This is a genomic window from Paenibacillus sp. FSL H8-0122 (genome assembly GCF_038005345.1).
Taxonomy (GTDB): domain Bacteria; phylum Bacillota; class Bacilli; order Paenibacillales; family Paenibacillaceae; genus Paenibacillus_AQ.
Map to the genome: position 1 here is coordinate 4,305,950 of NZ_JBBOTB010000001.1, position 19,461 is coordinate 4,325,410.

Below are 19,461 nucleotides of genomic sequence, written 5' to 3' on the forward strand. Positions count from 1 at the left end.
TATAATTGCGATACTCCAAGGAAGAATAAAGAGCATCTCCAATTGATACTTCGGGAAAAATTCAATAGTTACGAACCCTCCCTCATAAGGATCTCCGTGATTTTGCACGGCTGTGAAGAATAAAAGAAGTAGTAGACTTGAAAACATAGTTATTAAAAACCAGTTGATTTTGTACTTTATCCTCCGATTGCGTGAAATTATAATAGCATTTACAATGCATAATATCAGCGGTATGATGTACACCCTAATGGTTTCTTCTAATAGCGCTGTTCCCCATCTCTCCATTCTTATCTCTAGAAAATAAATCAGGACTAAGTGTAGTCCAATAACCAGCAGTACGTAGAGAATGGCTTGGAGTATCGTTTGTAACGCTTTCATCTTTCATCGCCCTTCGTTGAGCTTTTCACTTACTTAAGGAATTCACTCAAATTCTCAGGATTAAATTCCCGCTCTTTACCCTCTGCATCAACCACAGAAATTTGCTCAGGCGGATTTTCCAGACTTTTTCCCCTAACTAACAACTGTCCTTCCCCTTCGATCTGGTACTTTCTGATATACACTCCTGAACCGATATCCTCATACGGATACTTGTCAAAATCGCTCCAATTCAGTGCGGCTCCATTGTCCACTAAGCTCTCTAATTCATTTAACGAAATATAGCCGCTTGTTCCTAGCTCCTTATGACTTTGGCAGGCTGTACTGAACATTAAGAGAAATAACAATGTCACTGAAAACTTGAGGCATTTGGATAGTGTCATACAATCCCTCCAGGTCCTTATCATTCCACTGGTAATCTTAGGGATAATTATATCGTAATTTATGAAAAACCAAAAATTAAGGAGTAAGTTGAATTACGCCAGGGGAAAAAGTATACACCTTGTGCAATGAGTTAACTAGACGTATACTTCTATTAAGGGGGCGATGAGATGAGCAGAATGAAGAAAATCACGATATTTACGGGTATTGGATTGTTGAGCGTTGTTGTCATTGCCATTGTTGCGGTCTACGCCTTCGTAATCCAACGGCCGGTGACCTCTACTCCCGTAATCACGGAAGCGAAGCCCTACGAGTGGAATAAGGTCAAGCTGGGCGGGAATACCCTTTCCAGTGATGGATCAGAGTATTTCATATGGACCAAAACCGGTGAGAGCAACAACTGGATCATCTTTTTTTCCGGCGGCGGGGTCAGCTGGGATGCCCGGAGCGCTGCACATCCTATTAAGCTCATGAACTTTATTAAAGGTGGAGATACAGGCAACTATTTCGCTGACATTCCGTTTTATATGCTGACTTTGCTGGGCGGGATGATGGATACAGACAACCCGGATAATCCTTTTCACGGCTGGAATGTGGTCTACCTCCCTTATTCAACAGGTGACTTCCACATTGGGAACCGCACCGCTACGTATCCGCGAGAGGACGGCAGCACCTTCACCATGCGGTATAACGGGCGTACTAATGTGCGCAGCAGCCTTGACTGGATCTATGCGAACGTGGCTAAGCCCGGGAAGCTGCTGATCGCAGGCGAGAGCGCCGGCGGATTCGGGTCAGCCTTCTGGGCGCCCGAGATTACTTCACATTACCGGGATTCTGAGATTTTCCAATATGCGGACAGCTCCTTCCTGAAGTCAGACAAGTGGCCGCAGGTGATGAAGCAGGAATGGGACTCGGATTTCACTGCAACCTTCGGGTATGCGCCGGAGGCAGATATCATCGGGGCTGCCTTTCGGGCGAATGGCCGGCTGCTGCCTGCAGGTACGGTGCTTTTACAATCCTACTCGGTATATGATGAGATTCTGATCCACTTCCAGAACAAAATTAACGATTACAACGGGCCACTGGACCAGAAGCTCATTAAGGAATGGTCAGAGGAAATGCGGCAATCGGTAGCAGCTCTAGCGGCCACAGTTCCTAATTATTATTACTATCTGACTGATTACGGGCTGAACGCTGAGAACGGGACAACCCCGCACACTTTTTCCACCCGGGAGACCTTCTATCAGGCAGAGCAGGATGGTGTGAAGCTTGTGAAGTGGCTGGGGGATGCGGTCAATCAGCAGAAGCGCTATTCGGTAGGCAGCAAGTTCTTGGGGACGTCAGCACCTGCTCAGGAGTAGCTCCTGCAGCAGCGGTATTTTCGCAGGAAGACAGGAGAGAAGATCATTGAATTTACGTGAAAAGCAAATGCAAATGACCAAAGAGCTCATTAAGAAGGCCGCGCTGGACCTATTCTGTACTCAGGGGATCGAACGCACGGATATGGCACAGATCGCCGGACAAGCCGGTGTCTCCCGCCGCACGTTGTACCTTCATTATAAGGACAAGGAAGATTTAGCCGCTAAGCTCTATGTGGATAATCTGGAGCGGATGTTTGGACAGCTGCTGTTTGATTTTGATTTTGCCCGGCCTGTTCCCTCCCTGGAGAAGATTCTGGATCAATATCTGGCATTAAAAGATCATCACGAGGCACTGATCTATTATGATGCCATTTTTGGAGTCTACTACAGCACCCTGTCCAAGAATCCGGCGGAGCTGCCTGATTTCAAGAGAGCTATGGAGGTCTGGTATTCCCGGTACATAAACCTTGAGACAGCAGCGGTGGCTCCAGAGTATCAAAAAAAGTGGCTGGATCTTCTGCAGAAGTCCACCCACCTGTATTTCATGTATTTACAAAAAGCCGTTATTCTGTCTCATCAGCGGGGCGGTTCCGTTACGGAGGAAGACCGGGCAGCGGACCGGCAATTCAAGGATTTCATTATGGCTGGCGTGCGGGCAACCTGACGATAATCGTTGTTCCCTCTTTTGCCGCACCGTCCAGCTCAATACTGCCCTGATGCAGGGAGACGATTTTTGAGACAATGGCCAGTCCCAGACCGTTCCCGTTATTCCTTCCATTCCGCGACTTGTCTATGGTATAGAATCTTTGGAATACGGCACCCCACTCTTCCGGGGAGATCCCGATGCCATTATCGCTGATCGTGACCGCAACTTCTGCTGCACTGTGGTCTATACGGATGCGGATCTTCCCGCCTTCGGGCGTGAACTTGATGCTGTTGCCCAGCAGATTCATCCACACCTGCTTAAGCTGATCTTCATCGCCAATGATATAGACCGCTTCCGGCAGCTCCAGATCGATAACGATGCTTCGGGCTGCCCATTGCGGCTCACAGGTCACCACGATGGTTCTAATCTGCTCATCAAGCCGGAAGGAGACTGCCGAGAAGGGGTGATGCTCGGAATCCAGGGAAGCCAGCTTCAGCAGATTATCACTCAGCCGTGACAGACGTCCACTCTCCGCAATGATGATATCCAGATAGTCCTTACGCTCCTCTTCCGCAATCAAATCATTGTTCTGCAGCGCCTTGGCAAAACCCGAAATGGAGGTAAGCGGTGTCTGGATTTCATGGGAGACATTAGAGACGAAATCCTGCCTCATCTGCTCCAGCTGCTTCAATTCCCCCGCCATCTCCACATAGCTCTGTGTCAGCTCTCCGATCTCGTCTACACGGTTCATCTTAAGATCTACCTCAAAGTCACCCTTGGCCAGTCTTCTGGTGGCATTCGTCAAAGCCTTGATCGGCTCCACCAGGTATCTGGCAGCCACAACAATACAACCGCTTCCCAGCACAAGCACGAGCAGCAGCACAAAGAGTACCAGACGGTTGACAATATGTTCGTTCTCGGCTGAGTACTGCAAGAACATCGCACGCCACTCTCCCTTGAGCATAAAGGGCATTCCAATAAACGTATCATTATCTTCCGTGGAAGAACGATAGACCTTCCCCTGCAATACTTGCCGGACAGCCCCGGGAGTGATGGTAACAGCCGGACTATCCGCGAGCCCGTAAAAAGTATGTTCCCCCGACTGGTCGTACAGATGGATAGGATGCGCCGATACCTTAACCATACTATTCAGGAACTCGTCCGTATCTTCAGGCCTGGCGTCATCATAGCGGTGAATGATCTCCCTGCCCACTGTAATCATCTCGTTCTGTCCCTCATAGCTTATTTGCTTCTGAAATACATACAAGCCGATGAAAAAGGAACAGATCAGACTAAAGACAATAATGCCGAGAAATGTGAGAATGACCCGAACATACAGTGTCTTGATCATGACTCAGGGATCAGGCGGTAGCCCAGACCGCGGGCAGTTTCGATATGAAAACCCTCGCCATTGCCGCTGAATTTCTCTCTCAGCCGGCTGACATGCACATCCACAGTCCGGCCGTCCCCTTCATAATTGAGTCCCCAGATTTGCTGAATCAGCTGTTCTCTGGTGAAGATCTGCCTGGGGTGGCTGACCAGCAGAAATAGAAGATCAAATTCCTTCAAAGGTAACGTGACCGGCATTCCACCGCGTGTAACCTGAAAGGTCCGGCGGTTAAGCACCACATTGCCAAGCTGCACGGACTGGGAAGTGACAACCAGTGAGCGTTTGAGCAGCGCTTTTACCCGCATGACCAGCTCAACCGGATCAAAGGGCTTGGTCAGGTAATCGTCCGTTCCGAGCTGAAATCCTTTCACTTTGTGGGCCGATTCCGCTTTGGCCGTCACCATGAGAAGGGGCAGGTTGGCATCCGTACGCCGGATTTCCCGGCACAGCTCCCAGCCGTTCAGTCCCGGCATCATAATATCCAGAATCACAAGATCGACATGCGAGTTCTCAATGATGGACATCGCCTTGGTACCATCCCCGGCTTCTTCGAGGCCGAACCCTTCCTTGCGCAGATATAGAGACATCAGCTTCCGGATATTGTCATCATCATCCGCGATCAGTATAGTAGCCACGATCATCCTTCTCTCTTAAGCGTTATCCAAACTGCCAGCCGAGCAGATTCCAATAGTAGAAGAAGAACGTCAGTTGGGCAGCCGAAAGCGTCACTAATGTGTAATGCACCCGCCTGAGGGCGGTCCAATATTTATTCTTCCATACCAGTATAGCCGAGACCAGCATTGCTAAGGTCAAGCCCGCCATAATGATTGGCATAACCAAGCTGACAGACAGTAAAGGGCTGATACTGCTGAGCTTCTGCATAATGTCCATGGACATAATAACCATAAACAGAGTCATAAATGATAGCAGCGCCCAAACGGCAGTTCCCGCAGATAATCGGATAGCCCGCTTTTCCGGGAGCGTCATCGCCTTGAACCTGCGTCTGAAGAAGAGGGGGCCGGGCAAAGCCGTGATGAAAATGAATCCTGAGACACCAAGGAGGATAAGCCAAAACTTACTCTGATCCAAAAGCGGCGTACGCTCCAGCGGCATCTCCGGAGCCATGTCCAGGAGCATATGTGTTACTGTGCCTGACTCATCCGTAAGGAAGCCGATCTGATCGGTCCCTTCCTCCAGCTGAAACAGGTTAGGAGCGACTGCTCTGTACAGCTGTTGTTCACTGCCGCTTCCCAAGGATATTTTGTTATCCACAATCGTAACATTCAGTTGGGCAAAAAAGTTAAAGAACTTGTCAATATCACTTATGTTGCGGCGTGTAAATTGATAGGAGCCGGCATATTGCTGTACGGATTCCGCGGAAGCGGAGAACTCCGGCTGCTTCACTTCAGGAGCGGGATAGTACCGGTTGAACAAGGCCTGGACCAGATGGGTCGCAGCTTCGCTGCCTTGACCGCCATTGTAGGATAAGAAAATCCCCAGTTGCTTGGCTGGTGCGAGATACAATTCCGTATTAAACATGGGATCGGAGCCGCCATGAGAGATTAATCTCACCCCGTTCACCCGCTTCTCTGCGAATCCGAGAGCTACTCCCGGCAGGCGCTTATCGAGCTGGAATGCCGTTGAATGCATGAATGCAGCCGTCTCAGGCTTCAGAATCTGCCCGTTGCCATATTTCCCGTTCTGCAGATGCGCGATCATGAAATGTGCCATGTCTATTGCAGATACAGTACCCGAGCCGGCAGGACGAAATCCGCCCTCGAATGTAGGTGTGCCAGGAATAAAGCTGCCGTTCCCGCTATTATACCCTACCACCTGGTAAGGGATGAATGACTCCGGCAAAGGCTCAACTACCGTTGAATGCTTCATGTCCAGCGGATCGAAGATATACTTCTGAATATAATCATTATAAGGAATACCGCTGACATCCTCCACGATCATCCCTGCAAGCGTGGCTCCATAGTTAGAATAGGCACTCATCTCACCGGGCGGTCTGATCCGGGCGAGCATATGTTTATTGAGTGTCTCCGAGATGGAACCGGGCAATCCGGCAGGATCAGTAACGATCTGATAACCAACTCCGCCCTCTTCAAAGCCTGCGGTATGGGTCATCAAATGGCGCATGGTGATGGGTTCAGGATAAGTGGCAGGAATCTTCACAGATTTCAGGTAGGTGTTAATGTCCGTGTCCAGATCAATCTTGCCCTGCTCCACCAGTTGCATCACAGCCGTCCAGGTAAACAGCTTGGTCGTAGAAGCGATTCGGAACATGCTGGTTGCAGGGTCAACCGGAGCCGCTTGCTCCAGATTCGAGCTGCCATACCCTTTGCCCAGAATAATCTTGCCGTCCTTGACGATAGAGACCACCGCGCCGGGAATTTGCAGCCGATTCATATACTCTTCCATCATTCCATCCACGAAGGCTGTCAGACTTGCCGTATCCTCAAGATTGGCAGGAGATTCAATCCGGGAATCCGGTGAAGCAGCTTGCCCTGTCTCCGCACTGGCATGTTTCCCGGGAAATATAAGGCCCGCACTTAATCCCATCACAGCCAATATTGCCAGAGCAGCGTCCCGCCATTTTTTCTTAGGTGTTAACATGATTACCCTCCGCATCATCTTATATATAATTTTCCTCCGCCTAACACTTATAGAGATTATCAGAGTAGTGTGAATGGAACGTTAACAACGCTATCAACTATGATTTTCAGGACTTCGGACAGGATTAGTATTTGAATTAATGTATAAAAAAATCCGGAAGGCTCCCCTGTATGGAAGTTCTTCCGGATTTTTCATTTCAGGCATGCGTCCCTGGGCTACACAAGTGGGTTCAGCTTAATTTGCAGTAAGCTGCATGGTCAGCCGCTGCAAATAACGGTAGGCCATGTACGGCTTCATCCTCCGCTGCTTCCAAATGGTCAAGGCATACCCGTAATATTGCAGATTTTGCAACTTTGGTTCATAGAGACTTGGGGGTACGGGAGAAATGTTGCAGGAAATGCAAGAATCTACTTGCACAGCCGCTTGGATGAGGGTAAAATATTGACTTTTGTACAACATTTCCGGATTACGGCTCTTTTAATGAGTAGAATGTTGCAATATGTGCAGGATTTCCAAGCTTCAGCGTGAGACAACCTTCACCCTCTCTTAGATTGGCGGGCAAAGGTGGGATTACCGCCGGATGTGGGGTTGTGTTAGAATGTTTTTTTGAAAGTAGCAACGAAGTATCTGCAATATTACTTGGCTTGGTTCAGCTACTTGAATAGCAAGGAATTTGAGATAGTTGGGGGGAAGGGCAAAATGCTTGATATCAACGACAATTTTTATCGACATATGGGGGTTTATGGAATTTGCGTGGTTGATAACTGTATTTTGGTTATTCGAAAAATCTTAGGTCCCTACACAGGAAAATATGATTTACCTGGTGGCCGGTTAGAAAAGATGGAATCCTTAGAGCAAGGAATCACAAGAGAATTCCGTGAAGAAACAGGTCATACAGTTCGAAAACTTAAAAATATTGGGGTTTGTGATTTTTCTGTGATATGGACATTACAAGATAACACAGTAGAAAATTTACATCATATTGCAATTGTATATGAAGTTAACGTTGATTCAGAAGAGAGACCTAATACCATTGAATCGTTTGAAGGACAAGATTCAAACGGGGCTATTTGGCTGCCTCTTGATGAAGTAACTTCTAACAATTCATCACCCCTCGTATTGCAGGCTATTGAATGGATACGTACTGGGACTATTCCTGTTGCGAGTGGTTCATTTGATTATAGAAACTTTAAATCCGTAAAATGAGCGAGTTGGGAAAAATGCTGCACGCCCAGCGGGACGGCTTTTGCAAGAAAAAGCGCCTCACTGGGCGCTTTTCTTGTACCATAATCTAAATATAGCTGTAAGAGATATAACAATCAGGATTAAATCAATTTGCACTAATTAGCTGTTAATTGCATAGTAGTCAGGCAAGTATCATCGCTCTCAAAGGTAGAAATCTCGGACTGGGCCTTTCTGCCCTCTTGGGAGATTGTCATCCGGTAGTTCTGGTCGCGCGGGAGCCAGAGGTCGATGAAGCCGTTAGACTGGGATTTCACGGACTTGTTCATCACTTCCTTGCCTTCGGCGTCTTCGATGTATACGTCAAATTCCTGGTCAGTCAGTTCCCCTTGGCAGCCCGTCAGGCTGTGCGTTGCGCAGGGATGCGTCTTCTCCACATAGGGGGCCACGGACAGGAAAAATTCATCCTCCGGAAGCTCATAAGCTGCTTCGTTTGGACCTCCGCTGTCCACGATAAGCTGGGTGGAGGTAATCGAAGCGGAATCTGCCGTCAAGGTGCGCGAGCTGTAATCTGCCACCATTTGCTTGATATTTTGACTGGATGCTGCCTGAGAGTCCGGCTGGGTGCTGACCGCTACTTCCCGGTTATCAGCCGTCTTACGCCCCTCGTTTCCTGCATACCAAAAGATTCCGACTGCCACAATGACTGCACAGGTACCCGCCACGATTTGTTTTCTCATACTCCGAATATTCATCTCCTTATGGAATGTAATGCTTCATATAGAATAGGGCTCAATAGCCCATCTCTTCCCGCAAATCATGTTCCATGAACAGGATATCACGTTTCATTTCCTTCATGCTAGCTCTAGAAATCCGTCCGGCCTCGAACATAAGTTGAATGTTATCACGCTCTAGCTGAATGCCCGCGCGGGACAGCTCATGCAGCGACTCTTCGAACTCCCGCTTCGTAGCAGAGATGGACTCCGGACGGGTTAACCGCATTCTTCCCCGCTCATAGCGCAGAATCAGGGCGCTGATCACTTCAGGCTCCATCTCCCCCGTATTTTGCAGCTCTCTCAGCTTCTCAAGAACGTACGCGAAAATCCCGGATTGCAGCCGGTTCGATTCCTCACGCCGCTCCTGCGCGCTTAAGCGGACCTGCTGGATGACACCGGTGATTTCTTCCCAGCTTTTGAACGGAATCAGATCATTCTTGTACTGCGGATCACGGGTGTAGATGAACAACTGCCGGTTCAGCCGGTTCAGATAACGGTATGCCGTATACGGGTTCACCTCGTGCTGCTTAAGCGCAAGCATCGTGTATTCTCTTTGCCACTTGAGCGCCTTCACTCCAAGCTTCCGTTCCATTTCCTCGGCCTCTTCATTCTTCTTCAGCATGCGGATTCGTGTGTTATAGATGCCGGTTAGATGGTTCAAAGCCAGGCGGGACTGGTCTGTAGCCTGCTCATTTAGCCCCGCAACCACGCTGCGCAGAATTTCGATCCGGGCCTGGGCTTCCTCGGCGCTATGCTCCGCTTCATGATCTGAGCCAAGCAGCAGCGGCAACAGAAAGTTAGACGCCAGCAGGGTCCACAGAATGACACCCGCCGCCAGGAAAATAATAAGGTCTCTCGCCGGAAAGTAAGAGCCGTCATCCAGGAAAAACGGCAGTGACATCGTACTCGCCAGGGTAATCGTACCGCGCACTCCTGACAGCGTGAGAATCAGTGCCTTCTTGAACTCCAGCTTCCAGGGTCCGCGCGGCTCCTCCCCTTCGGGGATATCCATAACCAGCATCCAGATCAGCCTCAGACCGAGGACAGCAGCGGTTAATAGGAGGGTATACAGGATAACCTGGACATTCCCTATATCCGGGTTGTTCCAGACCGTTTGTATGATCTCCGGCAATTGGGTGCCCAGCAGCAGGAAGACCAGTCCGTTCAGGACGAAGATAATGACGGACCAGGTGCTTTTGGACACGATATTCAGCTTGGCTACCTCAGGATTCATCTGCTTATATCCGAAGGAATGGGCAATCCCGGCGCTCACAACCGCCAGAATTCCATTGACCCCCAATTCCTCGGCGGCCATAAAAATAGCAAATGGCGTCAGGATCTCAATCAGCATATGTAGCGTCACATTCTCCATCCCTAGCCTGCGCAGCCAGCGGACGATCCCGTATTTAATGAATGTCAGCACAAGGCCCAGCACCACACCGCCAAGAGAAATGGAGATAAAGCTCAGACTGGCCGTTTTAAAAGAGAATGCGCCTGTGACCATAGCTGCGACTGCAAATTGAAAGGAGACCAGACCCGATGCGTCGTTAATCAAAGATTCTCCTTCGAGAATTTGCATCGTCTGATGGGGAATTTTCACCTTTTGCTCCAGTGCGCCTACAGCGATCGCATCCGTAGGGGCCAGTGCCGCCGCCAGCGCAAACGCAGCCGCCAGAGGCAGTACCGGCAGCAGCCAGTGCAGGAAATAGCCCAGCACCCCTACCGTTAGAAAAACCAGTCCCAACGCCAACAGCAAAATCGGCTTTTTCAGCTTCCATAAGGCCACTTTATCGGCAAGCCTGCCGTCATTGAACAGCAAGGGAGCAATGAATAACAGCAGGAACAGCTCCGGGTTCAGCTCCAGCTCGAAATGCAGGGGCAGCCAGGTCAAGGCCATACCCAGTGCAATCTGAATGATCGGCACGGAGAGCGAGGGGATGAACCGGTTCACCAGATTTGACAGCGACACGGCTGCCAGCATCAACAAAATATACTCAAATAATTCCAATCGTACAAACCTCCATCTCTACACTTGCTTGTGTAGGTACTAAATTACGTTATGTATGTAAACTCAGTATAAACGATCTGGGAGGAAATATCCTCTTGGCGGCTGCTATAGATTTCATACAAAAGGTTAATGTACGGACATCGATAAACCATTTATTGCCGCTCGCCCGTGTGCTGGCGTATAATTAGCTCAGACGAAGAACGTCCCAAGCCATCGCTGGCAGAGGGGCGTTCTTTTTTTGCGTAAAGGAGAGATGGAGGGAATGGAAATGGATTTTGAAAAAGCGCATCAGCTGCTCTTGGACCATCATTTGTCGATCAGAACAGGAGAGCGCAGAGGCCGGCTGTCACGGGGGCATCCGTATGCAGAGAAGCTGCTGCTGCGTAATGTCTGGTGGCCGCTGTTTGGCAATCTGGATGATCTGCATCCGGAGTATGAGGTCTACGACTGGAACCGTAAATCGCAATTTCTGGATGTTGCTTTTCTTCCGTCGTACGGAAAATTCGGCCTGGAATGTGACGGTTACCAGAGCCATGTGAAGGATATGGACCGCGAAAGGTTCAGCTACTCGCTGAATCGGGAGAATTATCTGAACGGACTGGGCTGGAGGATTATACATTTCTCCTTCGATGATGTGCAGAATCGTCCGGAAATCTGCCGCATGCTGCTGCAAATGGTCATTTCCCCTTCTTTGCTCCGTGTTCCGATAGGACCCTCACTTTCACCGAGGGAAAGAGAGATTGTGAGACTCTCCTTGAGTCAAAAAAAGGGGTTACGGCCCAAAGACCTGATGCTCCAGTACAATATGAGCTTTAGGACAGCACGCAAACAGCTTCAGGAGCTGGTCCATAAAGGACTGCTGCGCCCGGTCATACAAAACAGATACATTTGTTATTATGAGCCTGTGCAGGGATTGCCTGATTTGTATCAGTAAGTGCTGATGACTAGTCTTGGGTGAACCGCTCTGAGCATAGGTAAGCTTCATGAGTAAATCTACAGTATGCAATTTGGCGGGGATTGTAGCGGTTTGACAGGCTAGCAGCCTTAATAATGTTGCAGATATTGCAACTTAGCTATCTAGATACTGGGGTGTGCGGGAGAATTGTTGCAGGAAATGCAGGAATCTTAACGTGAAGTTACTTAAGTGCGGTGTATTCCTGCTTTTTGTGCAACATTTTCTGATTATGGACCCTTAATGAGAGGCAATGTTGCATTATGTGCAGGAATTGTAATTGCGCTGCCGCCTCCACCTCCAAATCAGCAGGGGATGGCTCAGCGAATAGTTACAAGCACAAGCACAGAGGAACACCCCGCTTATTTCATAAGCGGGGTAACTTCAAGCTCCATTTGCCCGAGCAACTCGTCAACGGTGGACGTTTGCGTGTAGAGACCGTCCATTAACAGCTGGATCTTCGTATCTATCTGCTGCCAGTTCTTATGCCCGGGCGCGATCCGCGCCGTGGCGATCTGATCGAGAACCGCCCGCTGAATGCTCTCCGGTGAAGGCTCGGAGGCTGCCCGCAGGAAGACATCGGATTCCAGAACAGACTTGCGTGACGGGACGAAATATTGCGCGGTGATGCTCATCGACTCAGCATTGGTGATGAACTTGAGGAATTCTGCAGCCTCTGCCGGATGACTGGTCTCGAAGACAGACACTCCCGCATAGCCGAGGGAAGTCCCTGTCCCCTTAATGCCTGACGGCATCGGAGCGATGTCCCAGGCGAAATCGGTAACTGCGCGGGCCTTCGACGTATAGCTGTAACGGTCCGTATACATGCCAAGCCGGCCGCTGTCGAAGGCAATCTCATCCCCGGGCAGCGGGTGAACCTTGTTCTTGAACATCATATCGCTATAGAGCTGCAGCGCTTCCTTCCCTGCGGGGGAATTCAGCGCAAACGATGCTCCGCTGCTGTCGAACAGCTCTGCCCCATGCGACCAGAGCAGCGGCAGCAGCGCATCCGACCAATTGTTCCAGTCGCGGACCAGCTTCACGCCGTAGATGCCGCGCTGCGGGTCGGTGAGGCTTCGCGCCGCCTTGAGGAACTCCTCATAGTTCCATTTCCCTTCCTCGTACAGCTCCGTTGGCGTCTTCAGGCCGTTCTTCAGGAACAGATCCTTATTGTAATAGATCAGCACCGGGGGCGTGGAGAACGGGATGCCGTATAACTGGTCTCCACGCTTGAAGATGTCGAGCGTAGAAGGATAGATATCCTCATACTGATATCCGGCGTCTTCCTTCACCTCCGCTGCAATATCCACCAGCTGGCCCGATTCCAGGAGCTGCGGAATCATCCGCTCCGCCAGCCAGCCGGCATCCGGCGCGGTACGGGAGGCCATCATAATCGACAGCTTTTGCTGGTAGTCAGCAAAAGGAATCGTCATAATCTCCACCTCGATCCCGGAATGAAGCTGTTCAAATTCATCCACCAGCTCCTCGACCATCGCCTTCTGCGCATCATTGCCCCAGATGCTGAACTTCAGCTTCACAGGCTCCTGCACAGCAGCCGTCACCGTCCCTCCTTCCCCATCCCCCGCTTTCCCGTCAACCGCTCCGCTTCCTGCACCTGAGGAGCACCCTGTAGCCAGCAGCACTGCAGCAATCAGACCTAGCAGCCTTGTCCGCATCCTTATGCCTCCTCCTGTCTGTCCCCGGCAGGGCCGGTATTGTTCATCGCTTCCCAGTTCATCGGCAGCCGCAGCGAGACCGTTACACCGCGCTCTGCCGTGTTATCCAGTGTCAGGCCGTAAGGCTCTCCATAGAGCAGACGCAGCCGCTGATGGACATTGCGCAGCGCGAACCCCTTGAGTATCCGGCCAAATCCTCCCTGCTCCGCATCGGCTGCGGCCCGGGGCTGACGGCCATATAGCTGTTCTTCAAGCTCCAGCATCCGTGCGCCGTCGATGCCAAGGCCGTCATCCTTGACTGACAGGACCAGATCCTCTTCGTCCACAGAAGCGGCCAAGGTAAGATGCAGCGTATCCGGTCCCATCGCATGTTCAATGACATTCTCGATCAGCGGCTGCAGAATCAGCTTCGGCACCATACAGTAATCGAAGGAAGAATCAATGTGAATTACGGCTTGCAGCTTGTCCCCCAGGCGCATGCCCTGAATGCGCAGGTACGCTTCCACGAATTTCACCTCATCCAGCACATACACCATCTGTTCCCGGTGGCCTACGGTATAACGCAGCAGCTTGCCGAGACTGGTTACCACACCGGAGAGCTCCCGGGTATTGCCCTGAAGGGCCAGCATATTCACCATCTCCAGCGTATTGTACAGAAAATGCGGATGAATCTGGCTCTGCAGCGCCAGCAGCTCCGCCTCCCGTTCTTTCAGCCGGGTCTCATAGACCTCTTTGACCAGACGGTCGATCTCGCCGATCATCGTATTGAACCCTTCGGTCAGCTGCCCGATTTCATCGCTGGTGGTGACTGTCGCACGTTCCAGGAACAGCCCCCGCTTCACCTGCCTCATCTTCGACTGGAGATGGGCAATCGGCTTAATCAGTCGGCTGGACAGCAGAATAGCTGCCGCATAAGCCGCCATCAAGGCAATAATGGACACCACCAGCGTAGAATTGGTTAATTCACGGGCATCCTCCCGGAGCTGCGCCCGCGGCATCAGCGAGGTGACCTTAAGTCCTGTGTACGTTGATTGCGCAGAGGCAGTAATATAAGATTCGCCTGAATCAGGAAGCTTGCCGGCCCCGGAGTATAGAACCACCTGATCCTTGCCTGTAATCTGCAGCAGACCGCTCCCACTGGAACGTACCGTAGATACAATCGAACCGAACCCTCGCGCCGTCAGATCCACCTTGACTATCCCCAGCATAGCATGGGTGTACGGTTCACGGATGACTCTGGCCACGGAGATGATCCCCTGCTTCGCCTCTGTGTAGTAAGCTGCACTATGCGGCGGAAGAATGGCCAGCCCGCCATCCGCCTGCTTTACGGTCTCCATCCACTCTGCCGTGCTGCGGTCCCACCGCTTCCTCACACTCTGGTCCAGATTACTGAAGATTCCGCCGTCATTGGTGAATACCAGAATGCTCTCGATTTCCCCCCTGTCAAAAGCCAGCGAAGAGATAAACAGGTTCATCTTCAGCGTCTCATCCGTGCTCAGATAGGTGCCGGGCTTCTCCGGGTCCCTGTGCTTGCGGAGAATGTGCATCATATCCTCATCATACAGAGGTGCAAGCGTCAGACGGTCCAGCTCTTTAATATAATGCTCCAGATTAATATTAATCTGGCTGACGACCTGATTGGACAGCTCCACCGTGCTGCGTTCTACTCCGGCAATATATTTTCTATAGCTGATAGTGCCGATGATCAGGAACGGAATGGTAATCAGCAGGCAGAATAAAATGATAAACTTCGTGCGCAGCGGCACATAAGCGGACCGGTTGAATCTTTTACCGGATAACATGCGGAACAGCCTCCCGGACTCTGGTTTCTTACACAAAGATAGCATAATTTGAGTATCAAGTCAGAGGAGTTCACCATGGGTATTTACTGGCAAAAGGCAGCTGCCCGGAGATTCCGGCTCAGCTATTCTCAAGCTCGCTTGACCAGACCTCCGTCTGCCTCCAGAATTCGGCGGCTGTCAGTGTCCCGCTGTGAATCATATATGCGTAATCCAGCAGATTCGGCAAGCAGGGCAGGTCCAGCAGATAACGGCTGAACGCATGCGCGGCGATCTCCGAGGTCTTCGTTACGCCCGCCCGGATGCGCAGCGGCCCCAGGGAGAGGCTGCTGATGTCATCCAGCCGCTTATTGGTGTAGCCCAGCTCCGTGAACTCCAGATCATGGAACAGCTCATGGGCAAGATGAATGTCTGTAACCTCCTTGAGGCTGAAGGAACAGCCGGGAAGCAGCACACCGGCACATTGCCGCAGCTCCTCCATGGAGGAGCGGTACAGCGTAATGACGCGTTCCTTGGCCGACAGCTCAATCTGGGCGCGGAAGCGGATCTGCCCGATGGTGCCCTGCCGTTCATTGAGGTTCACCTGGATGTCCCTGTCCCTGCAGATGGCTCCGACATCCGTGCCATAACGGGCCTTGAAGGCCAGTGCCTGCTCCCTGCCAATGGCAAGCGGCTGCTCCACATAATAACGCCGTTTGCTGTGCGGTATTCTGTGAAATAACAGGTCGTTCTTCAGCTCGGCATACCCCAGTACATGATCGCCGGGCACTGTCTTTACAGCCGTCTTCATTCTCCTGTCCACCTCCTACTGATAGACGACGGCGAGCATTTCGCTGTTGTCCTCAAGCAATTGCGTCTCCACTTCAAGAATGGAGAACAGCTGCTCCTTGGTCTGCATCCCGGTCAGATCGAGCATTTTTTCCTTATAGAAGATGAAAGTCTTGGGGATCGTGGCATTGGCGTCCGAATAGATCGTATTCTCCTCCAGGAAGGAGGCGAACCGGTCGGCCATATTTTTCTTCAAAAAAGCCAGATGATACGCATTGCTCTTCTTGAAGCGCACCACACCCTCGCGGTCCAGCACACCGACATGGCTGAGCTTCTTCTTCACCAGCCCGAACATCGACTTCTTAATCTCGCTGGATTCGAACAGATACCATCTGCCGGAGGCCGCCTTCAGCTCCGTCTTGTCCGCGGGCTGTCCCAGCGCCTCCGCTGCCGTCTGCATCAGCTCGTTCACCGGCACCTCACGGCTGGCCAGATCCTTCGAGCGCAGCTCGGTGGAGCCGGTGGCGATCGCCCGCAGAATATTGCGCTGGGAGTCAATCTCGATCGTGACATCGACTGTGGCTTCATTCGCCCCGGACTGGACGATTTTCTCCATAATCTCCGCCCGGATCAGCTTGATGTCATGCTCTGTCGCGCCCACTACAGTCTTCTCGATCTGCTCACGGACCATCGCCATCCCGACGCCAATCGTGGAGATATATGGCGCATTGTTGGCAATCTGGTGCTTGAAGCCCTCCTTCGCCGCCATGGCCGGGACCAGAACCGCTCCGCTTCCGCCGCCGCCCACCAGCGTAATGAATCCGGCGTCCAGCTCATAATCGCTGATCATCTGGTTTACCACAGCCATTACCTTACGGATGGCAATATCCATCGCTGCCCTGGCCGCCTCTTCCGCAGACATCCCCAGATGGGAACCCAGTGCCTGCCAGGCGATCCGGGTGCTCTCCAGATTCCCGCGCGCATAATCCGTCTCCGGCACATGGTTCAGCAGATTCGCCGCTCCCGCCAGTGTCAGTGCATATTCCTGTCCTCCGGCGCTGCGGACCGTGACATAATCCGGGTCTCCCTCGCGCGGACGGACAAGGCCGATAGACGGCTGCTCCAGGTTCTCCTTGCCGGTGAAGCACTCGTATTCCAGTCCTGCAATATGCGCACTGCGCGGGCCGACATCCGTGATCTTGCCCCCGCCGATCTGGATCATGCTGCCTCCGGCAACGGCCAGCGTCCGCACATCCAGCGAGCGCAGATAGGTCTTGTGTCCGCCGACCTGGGCGTTCTCAATCATGACCTTACCGTTCTTGATCACAGAAATATCTACACTGGTGCCTCCGACCTCGAAGAAGATGCCGTCCGAGATCTTCTCATACATCAGGGCACCAGCCACGCCGGCCGCCAGCCCCGACAGCATGGTCAGGATCGGGCGCTTGCGCACCTCGTCGATGCTCATGACCCCGCCGTCACAGCGCATGATCATCAGCTGGGAGGTAATCCCCGCCTCTTTGACCGCCTGCTCGGTCATATTGGCCGTCTCCATCATCTTGGGGATCAGGCTCGCATTGACGACCGCTGTGCGGGTGCGGGTCTTCAGCCCGTAGAGCTGGGAGATTTCATGTCCGCCGGTGGCGTACACGCCCCGGCTGCGCGCCGCTTCCATCACTCTCAGCTCATTGGCCGGATCATCGACGCTGTAAGCTTCCGAGGCTACAATAACCTCTGCCCCCTGGGCCAGCAGCTCATCAATGGCAACATCAATGGCTTCTGCGGTAAGTTCTTTGGAGTCGATGAACTTGTGATACGTGGTCAGGTATTTACCCGCAGCCAGTTCGATATCCGCCACATTGGTCTCCGAGCGGGCACTGCGGGCATCCATCCCTGTCCCCATCCCTACAATGCCGACACGGGCAACATCGCCTTCCAGCAGCGCGTTGGTAGCCTGCGTCGTCCCGTGGGCGATGAACTTGATATCGCCGGGAAGAATCCCGTTCTCGCTCATAATCCGCTGGATAATCTGGACAATCCCGCTGGCTACCCCGCGTTCATCGTGGTGCGTGGTGGGCATTTTGACCTTGGACAGCACCTCAAAGGTCTCGTTATCTATCGCCACGGCATCCGTGAAGGTTCCTCCGACATCGATGCCGATTCTGATCTGTTTATTGCTCATAGCAGGTTCTCCTCTCCATGAAGCTTAGGTCTCTAAGAGTCTCTAAAAGGCAATCATTCCCGCAATAATCATCGAGATCATCACCGCAACGAACATCCATGGCAGCGTCTTGCGCAGCGTTTCAATAATATCCGTCTTCGTGTAATCGGCGATCCAGACATTATGCGAGTTGGTCGGATCACTGACGGCCTGCAGATTGCTCACAATACGCAGTGCGAGCATCGCTGCCACAGGGGCCATGCCACCAGCCACGATCAATGCCGCGATACCGCTGCCCAGTCCCCATACGTTGAGCGGTCCACGGTAAATCGCCAGCGGAGACAACAGGGTGAAGATGAGAATATACATCAGCGGACTGGTTGGAATGATGCCTTCGATCAGCGGCTGAATCAATGAAGCCACTTGAGGTGCGGTTACCGCACTGAGCAGCATCCCGATGCCGATCATCAGACCCAGCGCACCGGCTACATCCTGAATGCCTTCTACCAGCGCACTCGACAACACATGGAATGGACGCTTAGGGGTGGCGAGCAGCAGGGTGACCAGAGCCCCCATGAAGACCGCCGAGACAATATCCACCTTCAGGAAAAACACGAGCAGCACCGGAACAAGCGGACTGATGAGCGCAACCGCTCTTACATTCTTGTTGTCCTGAGCCTGGAATTCCGGCTTGAGCGGCATCGCCCAGGCACGGCGGACCTTGCCGTCTTTGCGGGTATAATAGACGATCATAATCAGGGCAATCACAATCAGCGGGACAGCACAGACCAGCGAATAAGAAGCAATCGTGTTCGTCGGTACCTTAAGCACATCGGTATAGATCGCCCAGGTGGAGACGTTGAACACCACGCCGACCGCATTGGCCAGCAATACTACCAGGCCGCTTACAAAGGGCTTAAGCCCGGCTGTCAGCATAATAGGGATAGCGATGGTCCCGACCAGAATAACCATACCCAGGCCATTCGCAGCCGAGAAGATTACAGAGGCGGCGAGGAAAAAGATAATGGCAATCGCCAGCGGCTTATCCCCCGCCAGCTCTGCTGCCTTGCGGATAATGGTCTTCGTGATGCCGACCTTGCTGAGAATCTGGCCGAACCAGGCGCCGAAGATCAGTCCGGCGATGGCGGTGGACAGCTTCATGGCTCCGCCTGCAAGCACACCCTTCGTGATGGTGAAGGTATCCGGGTTATCAGACAGGAGCGGGATACCCGCGATCGCCGCCAGCAGAATTGCCATCATCGGCAAAGCCAGCAGCGTGGTCAGCTTGCGGGTCATCATCAGGCCCACAAACACAATGAATACAAGTAAAATCCCGATAATTTGCACGGTTTCCAAACCAATTCCTC

The 19,461-nt window shown here is 52.0% G+C and carries 15 protein-coding genes; 4 read left to right on the plus strand and 11 right to left on the minus strand.

Annotated features, from left to right (window positions below; all coding sequences use genetic code 11):
• Positions 1–407: 407 nt before the first annotated feature.
• Positions 408–758, minus strand: a complete 351-nt coding sequence (locus NSS64_RS18675; protein WP_341141096.1) for a hypothetical protein — start codon at positions 756–758, stop codon at positions 408–410.
• Positions 759–926: 168 nt separating this feature from the next.
• Here NSS64_RS18675 and NSS64_RS18680 point away from each other — a divergent pair, with 168 nt between their 5' ends.
• Together NSS64_RS18680 and NSS64_RS18685 are read left to right on the plus strand one after the other, a co-directional pair.
• A complete protein-coding gene (locus NSS64_RS18680) occupies positions 927–2,117 on the plus strand; it encodes a pectin acetylesterase-family hydrolase (RefSeq protein WP_341141097.1) in 1,191 nt (396 codons plus the stop codon).
• Between the two features lie 46 nt (positions 2,118–2,163).
• Positions 2,164–2,781, plus strand: a complete 618-nt coding sequence (locus NSS64_RS18685; RefSeq protein ID WP_341141098.1) for a TetR/AcrR family transcriptional regulator — start codon at positions 2,164–2,166, stop codon at positions 2,779–2,781.
• Here NSS64_RS18685 and NSS64_RS18690 read toward each other — a convergent pair.
• From NSS64_RS18690 to NSS64_RS18700, 3 genes are read right to left on the minus strand one after another with little or no spacing between them, the layout of a single operon-like run.
• The gene (locus tag NSS64_RS18690) at positions 2,756–4,114 is read right to left on the minus strand and encodes a HAMP domain-containing sensor histidine kinase (protein WP_340942279.1); all 1,359 of its coding nucleotides are present in this window, start codon (positions 4,112–4,114) and stop codon (positions 2,756–2,758) included. The genes NSS64_RS18685 and NSS64_RS18690 overlap by 26 nt on opposite strands.
• Positions 4,111–4,788 carry a response regulator transcription factor gene (locus NSS64_RS18695; protein ID WP_341141099.1) on the minus strand — a complete coding sequence of 226 codons (678 nt, stop codon included), beginning with the start codon at positions 4,786–4,788 and terminating at the stop codon, positions 4,111–4,113. Before NSS64_RS18695 ends, NSS64_RS18690 begins: the two co-directional genes overlap by 4 nt.
• A gap of 22 nt (positions 4,789–4,810) precedes the next feature.
• The gene (locus NSS64_RS18700; protein WP_341141100.1) at positions 4,811–6,772 is read right to left on the minus strand and encodes a serine hydrolase domain-containing protein; all 1,962 of its coding nucleotides are present in this window, start codon (positions 6,770–6,772) and stop codon (positions 4,811–4,813) included.
• 699 nt (positions 6,773–7,471) lie between these two features.
• Here NSS64_RS18700 and NSS64_RS18705 point away from each other — a divergent pair.
• Positions 7,472–7,978: an NUDIX hydrolase gene (locus NSS64_RS18705; RefSeq protein WP_341141101.1), complete on the plus strand. Its 507-nt coding sequence runs from the start codon at positions 7,472–7,474 to the stop codon at positions 7,976–7,978.
• Between the two features lie 134 nt (positions 7,979–8,112).
• Here the strand turns inward: NSS64_RS18705 and NSS64_RS18710 are convergent, their stop codons facing one another.
• The gene (locus NSS64_RS18710; RefSeq protein ID WP_341141102.1) at positions 8,113–8,694 is read right to left on the minus strand and encodes a CueP family metal-binding protein; all 582 of its coding nucleotides are present in this window, start codon (positions 8,692–8,694) and stop codon (positions 8,113–8,115) included.
• Positions 8,695–8,746: 52 nt separating this feature from the next.
• Positions 8,747–10,738, minus strand: a complete 1,992-nt coding sequence (locus NSS64_RS18715; RefSeq protein WP_341141103.1) for a Na+/H+ antiporter — start codon at positions 10,736–10,738, stop codon at positions 8,747–8,749.
• A 268-nt stretch (positions 10,739–11,006) separates the two neighbouring features.
• Between NSS64_RS18715 and NSS64_RS18720 the strand changes: the two genes are divergently transcribed.
• Positions 11,007–11,672: a hypothetical protein gene (locus NSS64_RS18720; protein WP_341141104.1), complete on the plus strand. Its 666-nt coding sequence runs from the start codon at positions 11,007–11,009 to the stop codon at positions 11,670–11,672.
• 380 nt (positions 11,673–12,052) lie between these two features.
• Here NSS64_RS18720 and NSS64_RS18725 read toward each other — a convergent pair whose 3' ends face one another.
• From NSS64_RS18725 to NSS64_RS18745, 5 genes are all read right to left on the minus strand, one after another.
• Positions 12,053–13,366, minus strand: coding sequence for an ABC transporter substrate-binding protein (locus NSS64_RS18725; RefSeq protein ID WP_341141105.1), 1,314 nt, complete (start codon positions 13,364–13,366; stop codon positions 12,053–12,055).
• Between the two features lie 2 nt (positions 13,367–13,368).
• On the minus strand, positions 13,369–15,168 hold the full coding sequence (locus NSS64_RS18730; RefSeq protein WP_341141106.1) for a sensor histidine kinase: 1,800 nt from the start codon (positions 15,166–15,168) through the stop codon (positions 13,369–13,371).
• 118 nt (positions 15,169–15,286) lie between these two features.
• Positions 15,287–15,955 carry a hypothetical protein gene (locus tag NSS64_RS18735; RefSeq protein WP_341141107.1) on the minus strand — a complete coding sequence of 223 codons (669 nt, stop codon included), beginning with the start codon at positions 15,953–15,955 and terminating at the stop codon, positions 15,287–15,289.
• A 15-nt stretch (positions 15,956–15,970) separates the two neighbouring features.
• Entirely contained in the window at positions 15,971–18,115 is a 2,145-nt protein-coding gene (locus tag NSS64_RS18740) for a hydantoinase/oxoprolinase family protein (protein ID WP_341141108.1), read from the minus strand.
• Between the two features lie 42 nt (positions 18,116–18,157).
• Positions 18,158–19,441 carry a citrate transporter gene (locus tag NSS64_RS18745; RefSeq protein ID WP_340944638.1) on the minus strand — a complete coding sequence of 428 codons (1,284 nt, stop codon included), beginning with the start codon at positions 19,439–19,441 and terminating at the stop codon, positions 18,158–18,160.
• Between the last annotated feature and the right edge of the window lie 20 nt (positions 19,442–19,461).